Source organism: Shewanella halotolerans (assembly GCF_019457535.1).
Lineage (GTDB): Bacteria > Pseudomonadota > Gammaproteobacteria > Enterobacterales > Shewanellaceae > Shewanella > Shewanella halotolerans.
The window spans coordinates 2,180,726-2,194,132 of sequence record NZ_CP080417.1; the positions used below are offsets into that span (position 1 = coordinate 2,180,726).

Annotated in this window: 9 protein-coding genes; 7 read left to right on the forward strand and 2 right to left on the reverse strand. The window is 53.0% G+C overall.

What is annotated here, in order from left to right:
- On the reverse strand, positions 1–993 hold the full coding sequence (gene cmoB, locus K0H81_RS09255) for a tRNA 5-methoxyuridine(34)/uridine 5-oxyacetic acid(34) synthase CmoB (protein WP_220060675.1): 993 nt from the start codon (positions 991–993) through the stop codon (positions 1–3).
- The gene (cmoA, locus tag K0H81_RS09260; RefSeq protein WP_220060676.1) at positions 990–1,721 is read right to left on the reverse strand and encodes a carboxy-S-adenosyl-L-methionine synthase CmoA; all 732 of its coding nucleotides are present in this window, start codon (positions 1,719–1,721) and stop codon (positions 990–992) included. Before cmoA ends, cmoB begins: the two co-directional genes overlap by 4 nt.
- Positions 1,722–2,005: 284 nt before the next feature.
- Here cmoA and K0H81_RS09265 point away from each other — a divergent pair, with 284 nt between their 5' ends.
- The 7 genes from K0H81_RS09265 to K0H81_RS09295 all read left to right on the forward strand — a co-directional run bounded on the left by K0H81_RS09265 (position 2,006) and on the right by K0H81_RS09295 (position 13,407).
- A complete protein-coding gene (locus tag K0H81_RS09265) occupies positions 2,006–4,891 on the forward strand; it encodes a transporter substrate-binding domain-containing protein (protein WP_258406428.1) in 2,886 nt (961 codons plus the stop codon).
- A 169-nt stretch (positions 4,892–5,060) separates the two neighbouring features.
- Complete coding sequence (gene aspS, locus K0H81_RS09270; protein WP_220060677.1) at positions 5,061–6,839, forward strand: aspartate--tRNA ligase; 1,779 nt, start codon at positions 5,061–5,063, stop codon at positions 6,837–6,839.
- Positions 6,840–6,909: 70 nt separating this feature from the next.
- Complete coding sequence (locus K0H81_RS09275) at positions 6,910–7,656, forward strand: YebC/PmpR family DNA-binding transcriptional regulator (RefSeq protein ID WP_220060678.1); 747 nt, start codon at positions 6,910–6,912, stop codon at positions 7,654–7,656.
- A 7-nt stretch (positions 7,657–7,663) separates the two neighbouring features.
- Complete coding sequence (gene ruvC / locus K0H81_RS09280; protein ID WP_220042535.1) at positions 7,664–8,185, forward strand: crossover junction endodeoxyribonuclease RuvC; 522 nt, start codon at positions 7,664–7,666, stop codon at positions 8,183–8,185.
- A complete protein-coding gene (gene ruvA / locus K0H81_RS09285) occupies positions 8,182–8,799 on the forward strand; it encodes a Holliday junction branch migration protein RuvA (protein ID WP_220060679.1) in 618 nt (205 codons plus the stop codon). Before ruvC ends, ruvA begins: the two co-directional genes overlap by 4 nt.
- 19 nt (positions 8,800–8,818) lie before the next feature.
- The gene (gene ruvB, locus K0H81_RS09290; RefSeq protein WP_220060680.1) at positions 8,819–9,832 is read left to right on the forward strand and encodes a Holliday junction branch migration DNA helicase RuvB; all 1,014 of its coding nucleotides are present in this window, start codon (positions 8,819–8,821) and stop codon (positions 9,830–9,832) included.
- A gap of 1,064 nt (positions 9,833–10,896) precedes the next feature.
- A complete protein-coding gene (locus K0H81_RS09295; RefSeq protein WP_220060681.1) occupies positions 10,897–13,407 on the forward strand; it encodes a TonB-dependent receptor plug domain-containing protein in 2,511 nt (836 codons plus the stop codon).

Sequence of the window (13,407 nt, forward strand, 5' to 3'; positions counted from 1 at the left end):
TTAAACCAAATCTTTGTTGGGTTGATTTTTTACGGCGATAAAAGTGGCGCGTTTGGGCGCCGGATACCCCTCAACCGTCAGGCTGACATCGTTAGGATCCAGGTAGTCCACCAAGGACTCATTAGGCATCCATTCTGTGCTGCGTTGCTCAGCAAGCGAGGTAACGTCGATATCGACGCAGCGAACATCGACAAAATCCGCCTTCTTCAACCAGGCTTCCAGCGCCTTGGCCGACGGCAGGAACCAGACGTTGTTCATCTTACCGTAGCGCTCCCCTGGAACCAGTACGGTATTTTCATCGCCATCGACCACTAAGGTCTCGAGGACCAGTTCACCGCCGGTTCTCAGTTGATCCCTCAGTTGCAGCAGGTGATCTATGGGGGAGCGTCTGTGATAGAGCACGCCCATGGAGAAGACGGTGTCGAAGGCATCCAGTGGCGGTAGCTGTTCTACGCCCAGAGGCAGCAGATGCACTGGGTGGTCGTTGCCCGCCAGGCGTTTTACCGCCTCAAATTGACACAGAAACAGCGGCGAGGGGTCGATACCCACGACGCGTTTGGCGCCGTCACCCAGCATACGCCACATGTGATAGCCGCTGCCACAGCCGACATCCAGCACGGTACGATTCTTCAGCGGTGAGATATGGGGCTGAACCCGCTCCCATTTCCAATCTGAGCGCCATTCGGTGTCGATATGGATACCGTGCAGATCGAAGGGGCCCTTGCGCCAGGGGCAGAAGAGTTTAAGCAGGTTCTTAAGTTTCTCCTGCTGACCCTTGCTGAGCTGATCGCCGCTGCCGACCTCTACCTTAGTGGTGAAATCGATTCTGTCCGGCGCAGGATAGTGCAGCTTGTTGAGCACCTTCTCCCACTTGGGTAGGTTGCCATGCTTATGTTCACGTTGCCACTGGCCGAGGATCGCCGGCAGCTCTTCTAACCAATGTTGAAGATTAGAATCGGCAATTTGTTGATAAAAGGAGCTGAAGCTGATCACTTGATGGCCACCATAGATGCGAAATTAAAACATTGGAACCAGACGCTGAAATGGCTAAAGCCCTGGGCTTTAAGCCTTTGCTGATGCTGGGGCAGGGTGTCAGGTTTCATCACATGCTCGAGCGAGCTGCGCTTTTGGCTGATCTCAAGTTCGCTGTAGCCATTGGCGCGCTTAAAGTCGAGGTGTAGCTCGTCCAGCAGATGCTGCACAGGTTCATCTTCGAACACTAATTTCTCTGACAACACCAGAATGCCGCCGGGCTTGAGTCCCTGATAGATCTTGGCTATCAGCGTCTGTCTGTCTTCCGGGGCCAAAAACTGCATAGTGAAGTTGAGGATCACCATGGAGGCATCTTGGATATCGATATCGCGAATATCGGCGCAGATAAGATCGACCGGGGTTTCACTGACATAGGCGCTGAGGTTCTGTTGACAGCGCTCGATCATAGACTCGCTGTTGTCGACGGCGATGATCTCACATCCGCGACCTTCGATGCGGCGACGAACGCTCAGTGTGGCCGCGCCAAGGGAACAGCCTAAATCATATATCTTGCTATTGGGGGTGACACATTTGTCGGCGAAATCGCCCAAGGTGTTGATGATCTGTCCATAGCCGGGAACAGAGCGGCGGATCATATCGCTAAAGACGCCTGCGACTCTATCGTCGAATTGAAAGTCACTGATATGTTCACAGGCCTGCGCGTAAATAGTATCTTGAGTTGAGTTCATCAGAGTTTTTTGAGTAAATTCAATATTTCATTCTAGCTAATGATAACAGTTCGCAGCAAGTCTGGTACTGGTAATTAGGAATAAAATTCTGTCTAATATCCTAATAACAACATATATTTTACAGCGCGGTGACTTTGCGCTCGACGCAAGGATGCTAAGGTTATTTTTTGTAGCCAGCTTGTAATATAAGCTGCCTTTTATAAGCCCTTTTTATAAGGCGCTGTTTTAGAACAAGTGATAGCTTGGCTTGATATAAAAATGATAATAGAAACTGGGGCCTACCTTTGACACCACTACACTCTTTTGCTTCGGCCTGTGTTGCCTGGCGACGTCTGCTGTCGGCATGCATAGTCTTTGCGCCGCTTATGATGGCCCGTTTTGTGCTGGGGACGGCCACGTTAGCGCTAAGTCTACTGGTTAGTTTTCATGCGTCTGCAGAAGAGCAGCAAGGCCCGCTAGTCTTGGTAATGGGGGAGGACAGCTACCCTTATCAGTTCGTCGATGAGAATGGCGATGTCAAGGGTGTCTTGGTGGATCTTTGGCGTGAGTGGTCGTCTCAGACTCAGGTGCCCGTTGTATTTGTCGCCCGTCACTGGCAGGACTCCTTGAATCAGCTGGCGCAGGGGGATGCCGATATTCACATCGGCCTTGGGATCACCAAGGAGCGGGATAAAGATTTCGATTTCGCCGCGCCCATCGCCTATGTCAGTACCTATCTCTATGTGCGTAACACGCTAAAGGGTAAGAAGAGTTTTAGCGATCTGCAGCCCTATCGCATCGGCATAGTGACGGGGTCATCCCATGAATCCATACTCAATCAGCAAGTTAACGGATTAAGTTACCGCTACTATAATAGCCGCGCCGAACTGCTTCGTGGCGTGGTGGCAGGCGAGGTCGATGTCTTCGCCGGCATGGAAGGCTACTTAAAAGATAACGCCGTTAGCCGCGCCGTCCTGGAAGAGTTTCCCCTGGATAATCGTTTGCTTATCAAGAAGACAGCGCTGGTGCCCGCCGTCAGCAAGGGACGGCTGGATCTTATCACAGAGATCAACCGTGGCTTTGACCGCTTGAGCCAAACCAGCCGCGCCGAGATAGACAAGCGTTGGCTAGGTTTTAGCCGTGATGCCAACACCTTAGTGATTGCCACCACAACAGGTATTCAACCCTTTGTCGATACCGGCGGCGATGGTGAGCCACACGGTCTCTATATCGATATCTGGAAGCTCTGGTCTAAGAAGACGGGCATAGAGGTAGAGTTTCGCCCCGCCGCTATGGAAGATGGCCTGGATGAACTCAAGTTTCACCGCGCCGATATCCATGTGGGGTATCCAGAGAGCGACACCATGAAGACCAATCTCACCCGTGCCTGGCGCACCTATCAGGTGAAGAGCCGACTGTTCAGTTATGGTAAGGCGATCAATAGCCTGGATGAGCTAAAGGGTAAGCGTGTCGGCGCGGTGCCTACCGCGCCTTATCTGGATAAACTCAAGCAGGCGCTGCCAAACTCTGAGCTTAAGCTCTATTCCGATGTGACCCAGATGATCCAGGCCGCCCAGCAGGGGCATATCGCCGCCTTCGTGGCCGCATCGGCTTGGACCCAGCACTATCTGCTGCGCGCCGAATCCTGGTCTGATTTTCACCAGTATCGCAAGCTGGCCTTCACCACAGACATCTATGCCTTGACTCGCAACGAGGACAAAGGGCTGGCCCAACGTATCGCAGCGGGCTTTCGCCTGATCAGCAACGCCGAGCTCGCCGCCATTGAGAATAAGTGGATCTTGGATAGAGATGACAGGAGCGTGCAGTCCTTGCTTAATCCGCTCTCAATCACTGAGGAGCAGCGCCGTTATCTAGACAGTTTGGGTACGCTTAAAGTGGGCTATCTTGCCGCCTGGGCACCCATGGAGTATGAAGGGCCATCCGGCGAGTTTATGGGGATCAACAGTGAGATCAGCCACTGGGTCGCCGAGCAGTTGGGGTTAACCATTGAGGGGGTGCCGTTCGATCGCTGGAGCAGTCTGCTAGAAGCACTTAAACAAGGCGAAATCGATATCGTTGGTAGCGTCGCCCATACGCCAGAGCGGGAACGGGAGATGCTCTTTACCACTCCTTATTGGCCATCGCCCTGGGGCCTGGTAACCAACCTTAGTCAGGTGACTGTGTTTAACCTGAGTCAGATGAGTGGAAAGCGCCTGGCGATTGTCGAGGGGTATCATCTGATTGCCAACCTGATGAACAAAGCGCTGGGCATCGAGCTGGTGATTGTGCCCAACAGCCGCGCTGGCGTCGATGCGGTGGCCCAGGGCAAGGCCGATGCCTTCATCGAGAAGGTGATCAACATGGCCATGGTGCTAAAGGAGTCAGACTACAAGGCGCTTAAGATGTCTGTGCTGGCAGATTTCTCCCAGCAGCAGAGCCACTTCGCCCTGAGCCCTAAGTTTGATGCGCTGGTGCCCTTATGGGATCAGGCCATCGCCCAGATCACGCCAGAAAGGCAAGAGGAAATTTATCAGCACTGGGTAAAAGAAGAACCCAGTAGCTGGAGGGCCTGGGTGAACTATCAGAGTGCCTTCTATCTTTTGGCGCTACTCAGCTTTGTGGTGTTTGTCTATCTTATTTGGCGTGCTCAGCGTAGCCGCTTGGCGGCGGCCAAGGAGCTTGCCCATGAGCTGACGCGGGCAGGGCAGTTCGATGCACTCACCGGTTTGCCGAATCGCAGCCTGCTCGATGACAGATTGCAGCAGTCCGTGCTGCTACATCGCCGCGAGATGCAGCCCTTTGCCGTACTCTTTATCAGCTTCGATAACCTGCGTGAGATCAACCAGACCTATGGCCATCAGGTTGGTGACAGGGTGCTGGCCAAGGGCGCATCGCGACTCAAGGATGCGGTGCGTAAGTCTGATACCCTGGCGCGTTTTGGCGGCAACGAATTTGTGATGGTGCTTAATCGCAGCAAAGACCTCGATACCGTGTGTCAGGTGGCCGACGGTATAGTCGGTGGCTTTAGCGCCCCCTTTGCGATCAACGGCCTGGATGTGGCACTATCGGTCAGCATAGGGGTGGCCATGTTCCCGAATGATGGCGACACTGTGGTGGAGCTACTTAAGACCGCCGACAAGTTGATGTCGCGGGCGGTGAAACAGGGCGGGCGCTGTTACCAGAGCGCCTGATCTGTGACCCCAGTTCAGGATTTGATGGATATTTATCCAACCCAAAGGTTTACTTCATTTTAAGCGGATGAAGTTGTTTTGAAATCGGCAATATTTCACTATAATGCCGCTTTTGTCATGTATTGAATATCCTCAAGCACGGCCTTGACGGATGAAAGGAAAGTGTTAGATGCGCAGTCATTATTGTGGAGACGTTAATCGGTCTCATGTTGGGGAAGAAGTTACTCTCGTAGGTTGGGTAAACCGCAGTCGCGATCTCGGCGGCGTGGTTTTTCTGGATTTGCGCGACCGTGAAGGCGTGATTCAGGTAGTCTATGATCCTGATCTGCCAGAGGTATTCGATGTCGCCAGCACACTGCGCAGCGAGTTCTGTGTTCAGGTGAAAGGCTTGGTACGCGCCCGTCCCGACAGCCAGATCAACGACCAGATGCGCACAGGTGAGATTGAGGTGCTGGGTAAGGCCCTGACCATACTCAACAGCGCACCGGCACTGCCGATCAACATGGACAAAAATCAACACAACACCGAAGAGCAGCGCCTGAAATATCGCTACCTGGATCTGCGTCGCCCAGAGATGGCCGAGCGCATCATCTTCCGCTCTAAGGTGACCAGTGCCGTGCGTCGTTTCCTCGACGGCAATGGTTTCCTCGATATCGAGACCCCAATTCTGACCAAGGCAACCCCAGAGGGTGCCAGGGACTATCTGGTGCCTAGCCGTACCTACAAGGGCCAGTTCTTCGCACTGCCACAATCGCCACAGCTGTTTAAGCAGCTGCTGATGATGTCTGGCTTCGACCGTTATTACCAGATCGTGAAATGTTTCCGCGACGAAGACTTACGTGCCGACCGTCAGCCTGAATTTACCCAGATCGATATCGAAACCTCTTTCATGACCTCAGCGCAGGTGATGGACAAGACTGAAGAGATGGTACGCGGTCTGTTTAAAGAGCTGCTAAACGTCGACCTAGGCGAGTTCCCTAAGATGACCTTTGCCGAGGCGATGCGTCGTTATGGTTCAGACAAGCCGGACCTGCGTAACCCGCTGGAGCTGGTCGATGTTGCCGACCTAGTCAAAGAGGTCGACTTCAAGGTGTTCCAGGAGCCAGCCAACGACAGCGAAGGCCGTGTTGCCGTGCTGTGTGTACCGGGTGGTGCTAGCCTGTCACGTAAGCAGCTCGATGAGTATGGTAAGTATGTCAACATCTATGGCGCCAAAGGCTTGGCATGGATGAAGGTCAACGAGCTGGAGAAAGGCCTGGAAGGCATTCAGTCACCAGTGCTTAAGTTCCTCAGCGAAGAGGTGGTTAAGGGGATCCTGGAGCGCACAGGTGCGGCCAACGGTGACTTAATCCTGTTCGGCGCTGACAAGGCGAACATAGTGGCCGAAGCCATGGGCGCGCTGCGTCTCAAGGTAGGTGAAGATTTCGACCTGCTACAAGGCGACTGGAAACCACTATGGGTGGTTGACTTCCCAATGTTCGAGCGCACCTCTGACGGTGGCCTGCACGCCATGCACCATCCGTTCACTGCGCCAAGTGGTATCACGCCAGCCGAGCTAGAAGCAGATCCAACGGCGGCCATCTCTGACGCTTACGACATGGTGCTTAACGGTTGCGAACTGGGCGGTGGCTCGGTACGTATCTACGACGCCGAGATGCAGTCGGCCGTATTCAGAATCCTGGGGATTAACGATGAAGAAGCGCAAGAGAAGTTTGGCTTCCTGCTCGAAGCGCTCAAGTATGGCACGCCGCCACACGCAGGTTTGGCGTTCGGTCTCGATCGTATGGTGATGCTGATGACAGGTGCCAGCTCGATTCGTGACGTGATGGCCTTCCCTAAGACCACCACGGCAGCCTGTCCGCTCACCAATGCCCCTGGCTTTGCTAACCCAGTACAGCTCGAGGAGCTTGGGGTGAGCGTAGTGGAAGCGAAAAAAGAGCAGGAATAAATCAAGATTGAACCAATAAGCCGAGCATCTTGCTCGGCTTTTTCGAGGCAAACTCGAATAAGGAGTCCCTATGGCCGGTCACAGTAAATGGGCCAACATCAAGCACCGCAAGGCGGCACAAGACGCTAAACGCGGTAAACTCTTCACCAAATTCATTCGCGAACTCACGGTAGCGGCCAGAGAAGGCGGCTCGGATCCCGATTCCAACCCGAGACTCAGGGCGGCAATCGATAAGGCGCTGTCAAACAACATGACTCGCGACACGGTCGAGCGTGCCATCAAGCGCGGTGCCGGTGAGCTTGATGGTCAGGTGCTGGAAACCATCATGTATGAAGGCTATGGTCCGGGCGGCACCGCCGTGATGGTCGAGACCATGACAGACAACCGTAACCGTACCGTCTCTGGCGTACGTAACGCCTTTAGCAAGTCGGGCGGTAACCTGGGCACAGATGGCTCTGTGGCCTATCTGTTCGAGAAGCGTGGCGTGATCTCTTACGCCGAAGGCAGCGATGAAGACACCATCATGGATGCGGCGCTCGACGCCGGCGCCGAGGATGTTGTGACCAATGATGATACCTCTATCGATGTCTACACCACGCCTGAGGCCTTTGGTACGGTTAAGGATGCACTGGATGCAGCCGGTCTCGAGGCGGTAAACGCCGAGGTGACCATGGTGCCTTCTACTAAGGCAGAGCTTGATGCTGAAACGGCGCCTAAATTCCTGCGCCTCATCGATAACCTTGAAGATCACGACGATGTACAAGAGGTCTATCATAACGCCGAGATCTCAGATGAGATCTTAGCCAGCCTCGAATAGGCAGACTATGCCGATAATCTTGGGGGTGGATCCTGGCTCGCGGATCACAGGCTATGGGGTGATCCAGTGCCAGGGTAGGCAGCAGATCTACCTGGGCAGCGGTTGTATTCGTACCCAATCCGATGATCTGCCTTCCCGTCTCAAGGTAATTTTCGATGGGATAAGCGAGATTATTCGCCAATACCAGCCGGATGAATTTGCTATCGAGCGGGTGTTTCTGGCGAAGAATGCCGATTCGGCGTTAAAGCTCGGTCAGGCGCGCGGGGCGGCGATCGTCGCCGCCACCAATGCTCAATTGCCTGTGGCCGAGTATTCGGCCACCCAGATCAAGAATGCCGTGGTCGGCACGGGACGGGCGCAGAAGAGTCAGGTACAGCACATGGTGCAACAGATCCTCAAATTGCCGGCGGCGCCACAGGCCGATGCGGCCGATGCGTTAGGCGTTGCCCTGTGCCATTTCCACACATATCAGAGCCTGATCGCCATGGGCGGTAAGGCTAGCGCGAGAACTTACGGAAGATATAGATGATAGGTCGTTTACGGGGATTACTCGTCGAGAAGCAGGCGCCCGAGGTGCTGATTGAAACTGGCGGTGTCGGCTATGAGGTACAGATGCCGCTCACCAGTTTTTATGAACTGCCAGATTTAAACCAAGAGGCGGTGATCTACACCCACTTCGTGGTGCGTGAAGATGCCCAGCTGCTGTACGGCTTTATCACCAAGCAGGAAAGAGCCCTGTTCAGACTGCTGATCAAGACCAATGGCGTCGGTCCTAAGCTGGCACTGACCATACTCTCTGGCATGACGGCGGGCGAATTTGTGAAATGCGTCGAGCATGACGATATCGCGACACTGGTTAAGCTGCCGGGTGTCGGCAAGAAGACCGCCGAGCGTCTGCTGGTTGAGATGCGCGACAAGCTCAAGAGTCTGATGGAAGCCTCCCATGGCAACGAGCGCGAGTTTGTGTTGCAGTCTAATTATACTCCTGCGCCTGTGGTCAACACCGCCGAAGAAGATGCCATCTCGGCGCTTTTGGCGTTAGGATATAAGCCGGCACAGGCCAGTAAGGCGGTGTCCAGTGTCTTCGAAGAGGGCATGGATTCAGAAACCTTGATTAAGGCATCGCTGAAATCGATGCTCTAGCGCTCAGAGTGAGAAATAGATGATTGAAGCTGATAGGTTAGTTCACGCCCAGCCCCAAGGCACAGAGGAGCGGGACGAGCAGATAGATAGGGCGATGCGTCCTAAGCTGCTGGACGAATATACGGGCCAGGACGATACCAGGGCTCAGCTCAAGGTGTTTATCGAGGCGGCGCAGAAGCGCGGCGAGGCCCTTGACCATATGTTGATCTACGGACCACCAGGCCTTGGTAAGACCACGCTTGCCATGATCGTTGCCAACGAGATGGGGGTGAACATTAAGTCTACCTCGGGCCCTGTGCTGGAGAAGGCGGGTGATCTCGCGGCCCTGCTTACCAATCTCGAAGCCGGTGATGTGCTCTTCATCGACGAGATCCACAGACTAAGCCCTGTGGTGGAGGAGATCCTTTACCCGGCAATGGAAGACTATCAGCTGGATATCATGATAGGCGAGGGTCCGGCGGCGCGCTCCATTAAGCTAGAGCTACCTCCCTTCACCCTGATTGGCGCCACCACTCGTGCCGGCGCACTGACATCGCCGCTGCGTGCCCGTTTTGGCATCCCCCTGCGTCTCGAGTTCTACAACGTCAAAGATCTCAGCAGTATCGTCACGCGCTCGGCCAAGGTGCTTGAGCTGCCGATCGATCCCGAAGGCGCGGTAGAAGTGGCAAGGCGTTCTCGCGGCACGCCGCGTATCGCTAACCGTCTGCTTAGACGAGTGCGAGACTACGCCGAGGTGAAGCACGATGGCGAGGTTAACAAGCTAGTCGCCGAGAGCGCTTTGGATATGCTGGACGTGGATGTCGAAGGCTTCGATTATATGGACCGTAAGCTGCTGCTGGCCATCATAGACAAGTTTATGGGCGGTCCTGTGGGTCTGGATAACCTGGCCGCGGCTATCGGCGAGGAGCGCGAGACCATCGAAGATGTGCTCGAACCCTTCCTGATCCAGCAAGGATTCATTCAGCGCACCCCAAGGGGTCGTATTGCGACAGCCAGAGCCTATCAGCACTTCAACCTGATCAAGCCGGAATAATCGCTAGGCGGACGGCTATAATCTTTCACATTAGTGGGTTGAGCGTTAAAAAGCGTGGTCGAAAGACTGCGCTTTTTTGTTTTCACCTACTGACTCCAAATACGACGCCTTTGCTGTCTACCCAGTACCTCCCTGTCTGACATTCAATCAAAGCTTTCAATCAAAGCCTTCAATCTGAGACGCTCATAAACGTCTTCATGAGTGTGCCTTGAGCATCATAATCTTGCGGCTTTCTCTCTGTCGTTGCTGGGGACGCACTCGAATTTCTATTCAATCAGGCCGACTATTCGAGTCGGTTGCTGTCTGCCAATTCCTGAATCCTACTCCTGAATCCCTTGGTTTAAAATTTAAGCTAAAAGAGTTCCTGTAAAAGGAATAAAAGATACAAAGCGTTACACATATATAATTTGATAAGCCTACTTGTTAGTGACTTTGTTAATTTCCAACAAAGATTGAGTGTATTTAAATTGAAGCTTGATTTATATCCATTTTATTAATTCCGCACTTGGTTACTCCTTAAAATTAAATGCGTTAAGTCAGTAATTGATTTAATGCAGTGGCGTGGAAGCTAGGTAGAGAGATAAGTTCACTAACGCTGAGTTTCTGCGCGTTTGTAAAATATTGTAACAAGCACGCCTGATCACTGCTCAGCATCCTTATTCATTTAAGCCTCAGGTCGGCGGATTTGTTAATGTTGGCGTGCTTATGTGCTGTCGGCGTAAAAACGTCAGATTGAAACAAGTGTTTAGACAGTCATTTTGTGATGGGTGTCACACTTTTGTCTTTTGTGTGCGTTGTGATTGTGTTGCAACTCTTGCGGAAGAAAACACTGGCTCGGATCAAATTTTCTAGTTAATTAAACCAAGTGAATGCTTATTCACTCATTTAGTAGAAATATTAAACTTGCGATGTTACTTAAATAATACTTTGTATTAACTTTTATTTTTCATTGGTTAATTAATTGGTGGATTGACGCATTTGGGGTGAAAGGAGAGTATCGAATCGAGCGTTGAATAAATAAAAGAACGGCGCCGAATAAAAATTGAATTAGGGAGTAGACTTACATGATTAAAACAAGCAGATTAGCTGCGGCAGTTAAATTTAGTTTAATTGCGACAGTGTCGACCAGCGGATATTTTGTTGCCAACAATGCAGTTGCTGCCGAAGAAAGTGCCTCTTTTGAACGTATCGCGGTAACGGGTTCACGCATCCAACGTCAAGACATGGAAACGGCTTCACCTGTTACCGTTATCGACGCCAGTGCTATTCGCGCCGAGGGTTACAATTCGGTCGATGAGATCCTACAGGCGCAACCTGCCATGGCGGGTATGGCAGTAGGCTCTACCACTAACAATGGTGCGGACGGTGTCGCCCAGGTGGATCTACGTGGTATGGGCGCCAGCCGTACTCTGGTGCTGTTAAATGGCCGCCGTATGGTGAACTCAGGTTCGGGCGCCGACAGTGCAGTGGATCTGAACACTATCCCAGTGGCGATGATCGCCCGTGTGGAGATCCTGAAGGATGGTGCCTCAGCGGTTTATGGCTCTGACGCGATTGCCGGTGTAGTGAACATCATCACCAAGAAAGATTTCGAAGGCTTCCAGCTGGACATCAATGGCGGCGCGACCGACAAGGGCGACGGCGAAAACGTTGAGATCAGTGCGCTTTACGGTTTCAACACAGACGGTGGCAACTATACCTTTGGTGTGGCTTACTCTGACCGCGGCGGCGTGATGCAAAAAGATCGCGACTGGGTAGAGAAGGGGGCCAGTAGCTTTATCCCAACCGGCTCATTAGGCGGCAAGGTACAAGACGAGAACGGCAACTGGGTCGATCGCACCGAAGGTTATGACTTTACCCAGGACAGCTGGCTACAGACGCCTAATGAGCGTTACAGCTTCTTCGCCAACGCGACCCAAGAGTTTGCGAACGAAATCGTCTTTACCGGCGACCTGCTTTACACCAAGCGTCAATCTGAGCAGATGATGGCGGCTCAGCCAGCTTCTGTGATGTTAGATGTGTGCACGCCGACTTCTACAGGTAACTGCATCACGCTTACCGACGAGATGGTTGCCGGTGGCATCACGCCTGACGACCAAGGCCGCGTCGAATATCGCAGAAGAACCACTGATGCGGGTAACCGTATCTATGAGCAAGACACAGACACTCTGCGTGTCTCAGCGGGTCTGGCCGGTGAGTTCGATGTTCACACAGGCATCGCATGGGATCTTTCTTACACCTATGGTAAGAACAAGGCAGAGACTTGGGTGCACAACTCAATCAACGCTAAGAACATGGCGCAGTCTGTCTATGACAACCAGGATGCCTGGTTCAGCGGTGACCCACTGTCTCAAGCCATCGTCGATGATATCAGCTACCTGGAAAGCACTACAGGTGGTAACGAGCAGCACATAGTATCAGGCGTGATCAGCGGCGAAGCCTTCGACCTGGAAGCGGGCCCAGTAGCATATGCGATTGGCGCCGAGTATCGCCATGACAGCGGTTACTACAATCCAGATCCAGTGATCGTTGCCGGTGAAGGCACAGCAGCCCAGCAAGATCCTACCGATGGTAGCTACAGCGTGGTGTCTGTCTATCAAGAGGTGAGCGTACCTTTCACCGACAAGCTAACCGGTGAATTTGCGCTGCGTTTCGACGACTACTCAACCTTCGGTAATGCGTCGACCTGGAAGATAGGCTTGACCTATGAGGCGACCGATGATCTTATGCTTCGCACCGTGGCGGCTACCGGTTTCCGCGCGCCAAACGTGAGCGAGCTGTATGGCGGTAACGTGGGTTCATACGACTACCTGGACGATCCTTGGGGTAACGAGCAGGACCCACAGATTTTGGTGAACTACACCTCAGATCCCGATCTGAAGGCGGAATCGTCTGAGTCTTACACTGCTGGTCTGGTCTACTCGCCAAGCTACATCGACGGCATGTCACTGACGCTGGACTACTGGCGCTTCAAGATCAAAGACGCCATCTCGCGTCTGGACGTTCAGGCGGGTCTGAATGCTTGTCACGCAGGTGATACGACAGCTTGTGAAACCTTCGGAATTACCCCTGACGGTAACCTGGAGAACCTGACTAACCCGCTAACCAATGTGGGCTATCAAGACACCAGTGGTATCGACTTTAACCTGGCTTACCGTTTCGAAGGCCTGGGTCTGGATTGGAGCATCAGCAACGATCTGACCTACCTGCTCGAGTTTGAACAGGATGGTATCGATTACACTGGCACTATCGGCGGTATGTTCGGTGGTTACGCTAAGGTGAAGAACAACTTCAGCGTTAAAGCCGGCCAGGGTGACTGGAGTCTGATGTACTCTAACCGCTTTATCGGTGAGATGGATGACATTAACTACGGTGACACAGTTGATTCAGTGCTGTACCACAACATCTCGGGTATGTACCACATCAACGACAGCATTACGGCAAGCCTGGGCGTGAAGAACTTCACCGACGAGAAGCCAGTGATGGTGGCAAGTGGTAACGAGGCTGGCACAGTGCCTGAGGTTTACGACACTATCGGTCGTCAGATCTACGGCGGTGTAACCGTTAAGTTCTAA

What these genes read in the sequence shown, in the direction of transcription:
- cmoA (WP_220060676.1), bottom strand. Translation starts at nt 1,721, where the DNA reads ATGAACTCAACTCAAGATACTATTTACGCGCAGGCCTGTGAACATATC.
- aspS (WP_220060677.1), top strand. Translation starts at nt 5,061, where the DNA reads ATGCGCAGTCATTATTGTGGAGACGTTAATCGGTCTCATGTTGGGGAA.
- K0H81_RS09275 (WP_220060678.1), top strand. Translation starts at nt 6,910, where the DNA reads ATGGCCGGTCACAGTAAATGGGCCAACATCAAGCACCGCAAGGCGGCA.
- ruvC (WP_220042535.1), top strand. Translation starts at nt 7,664, where the DNA reads ATGCCGATAATCTTGGGGGTGGATCCTGGCTCGCGGATCACAGGCTAT.
- ruvA (WP_220060679.1), top strand. Translation starts at nt 8,182, where the DNA reads ATGATAGGTCGTTTACGGGGATTACTCGTCGAGAAGCAGGCGCCCGAG.
- ruvB (WP_220060680.1), top strand. Translation starts at nt 8,819, where the DNA reads ATGATTGAAGCTGATAGGTTAGTTCACGCCCAGCCCCAAGGCACAGAG.
- K0H81_RS09295 (WP_220060681.1), top strand. Translation starts at nt 10,897, where the DNA reads ATGATTAAAACAAGCAGATTAGCTGCGGCAGTTAAATTTAGTTTAATT.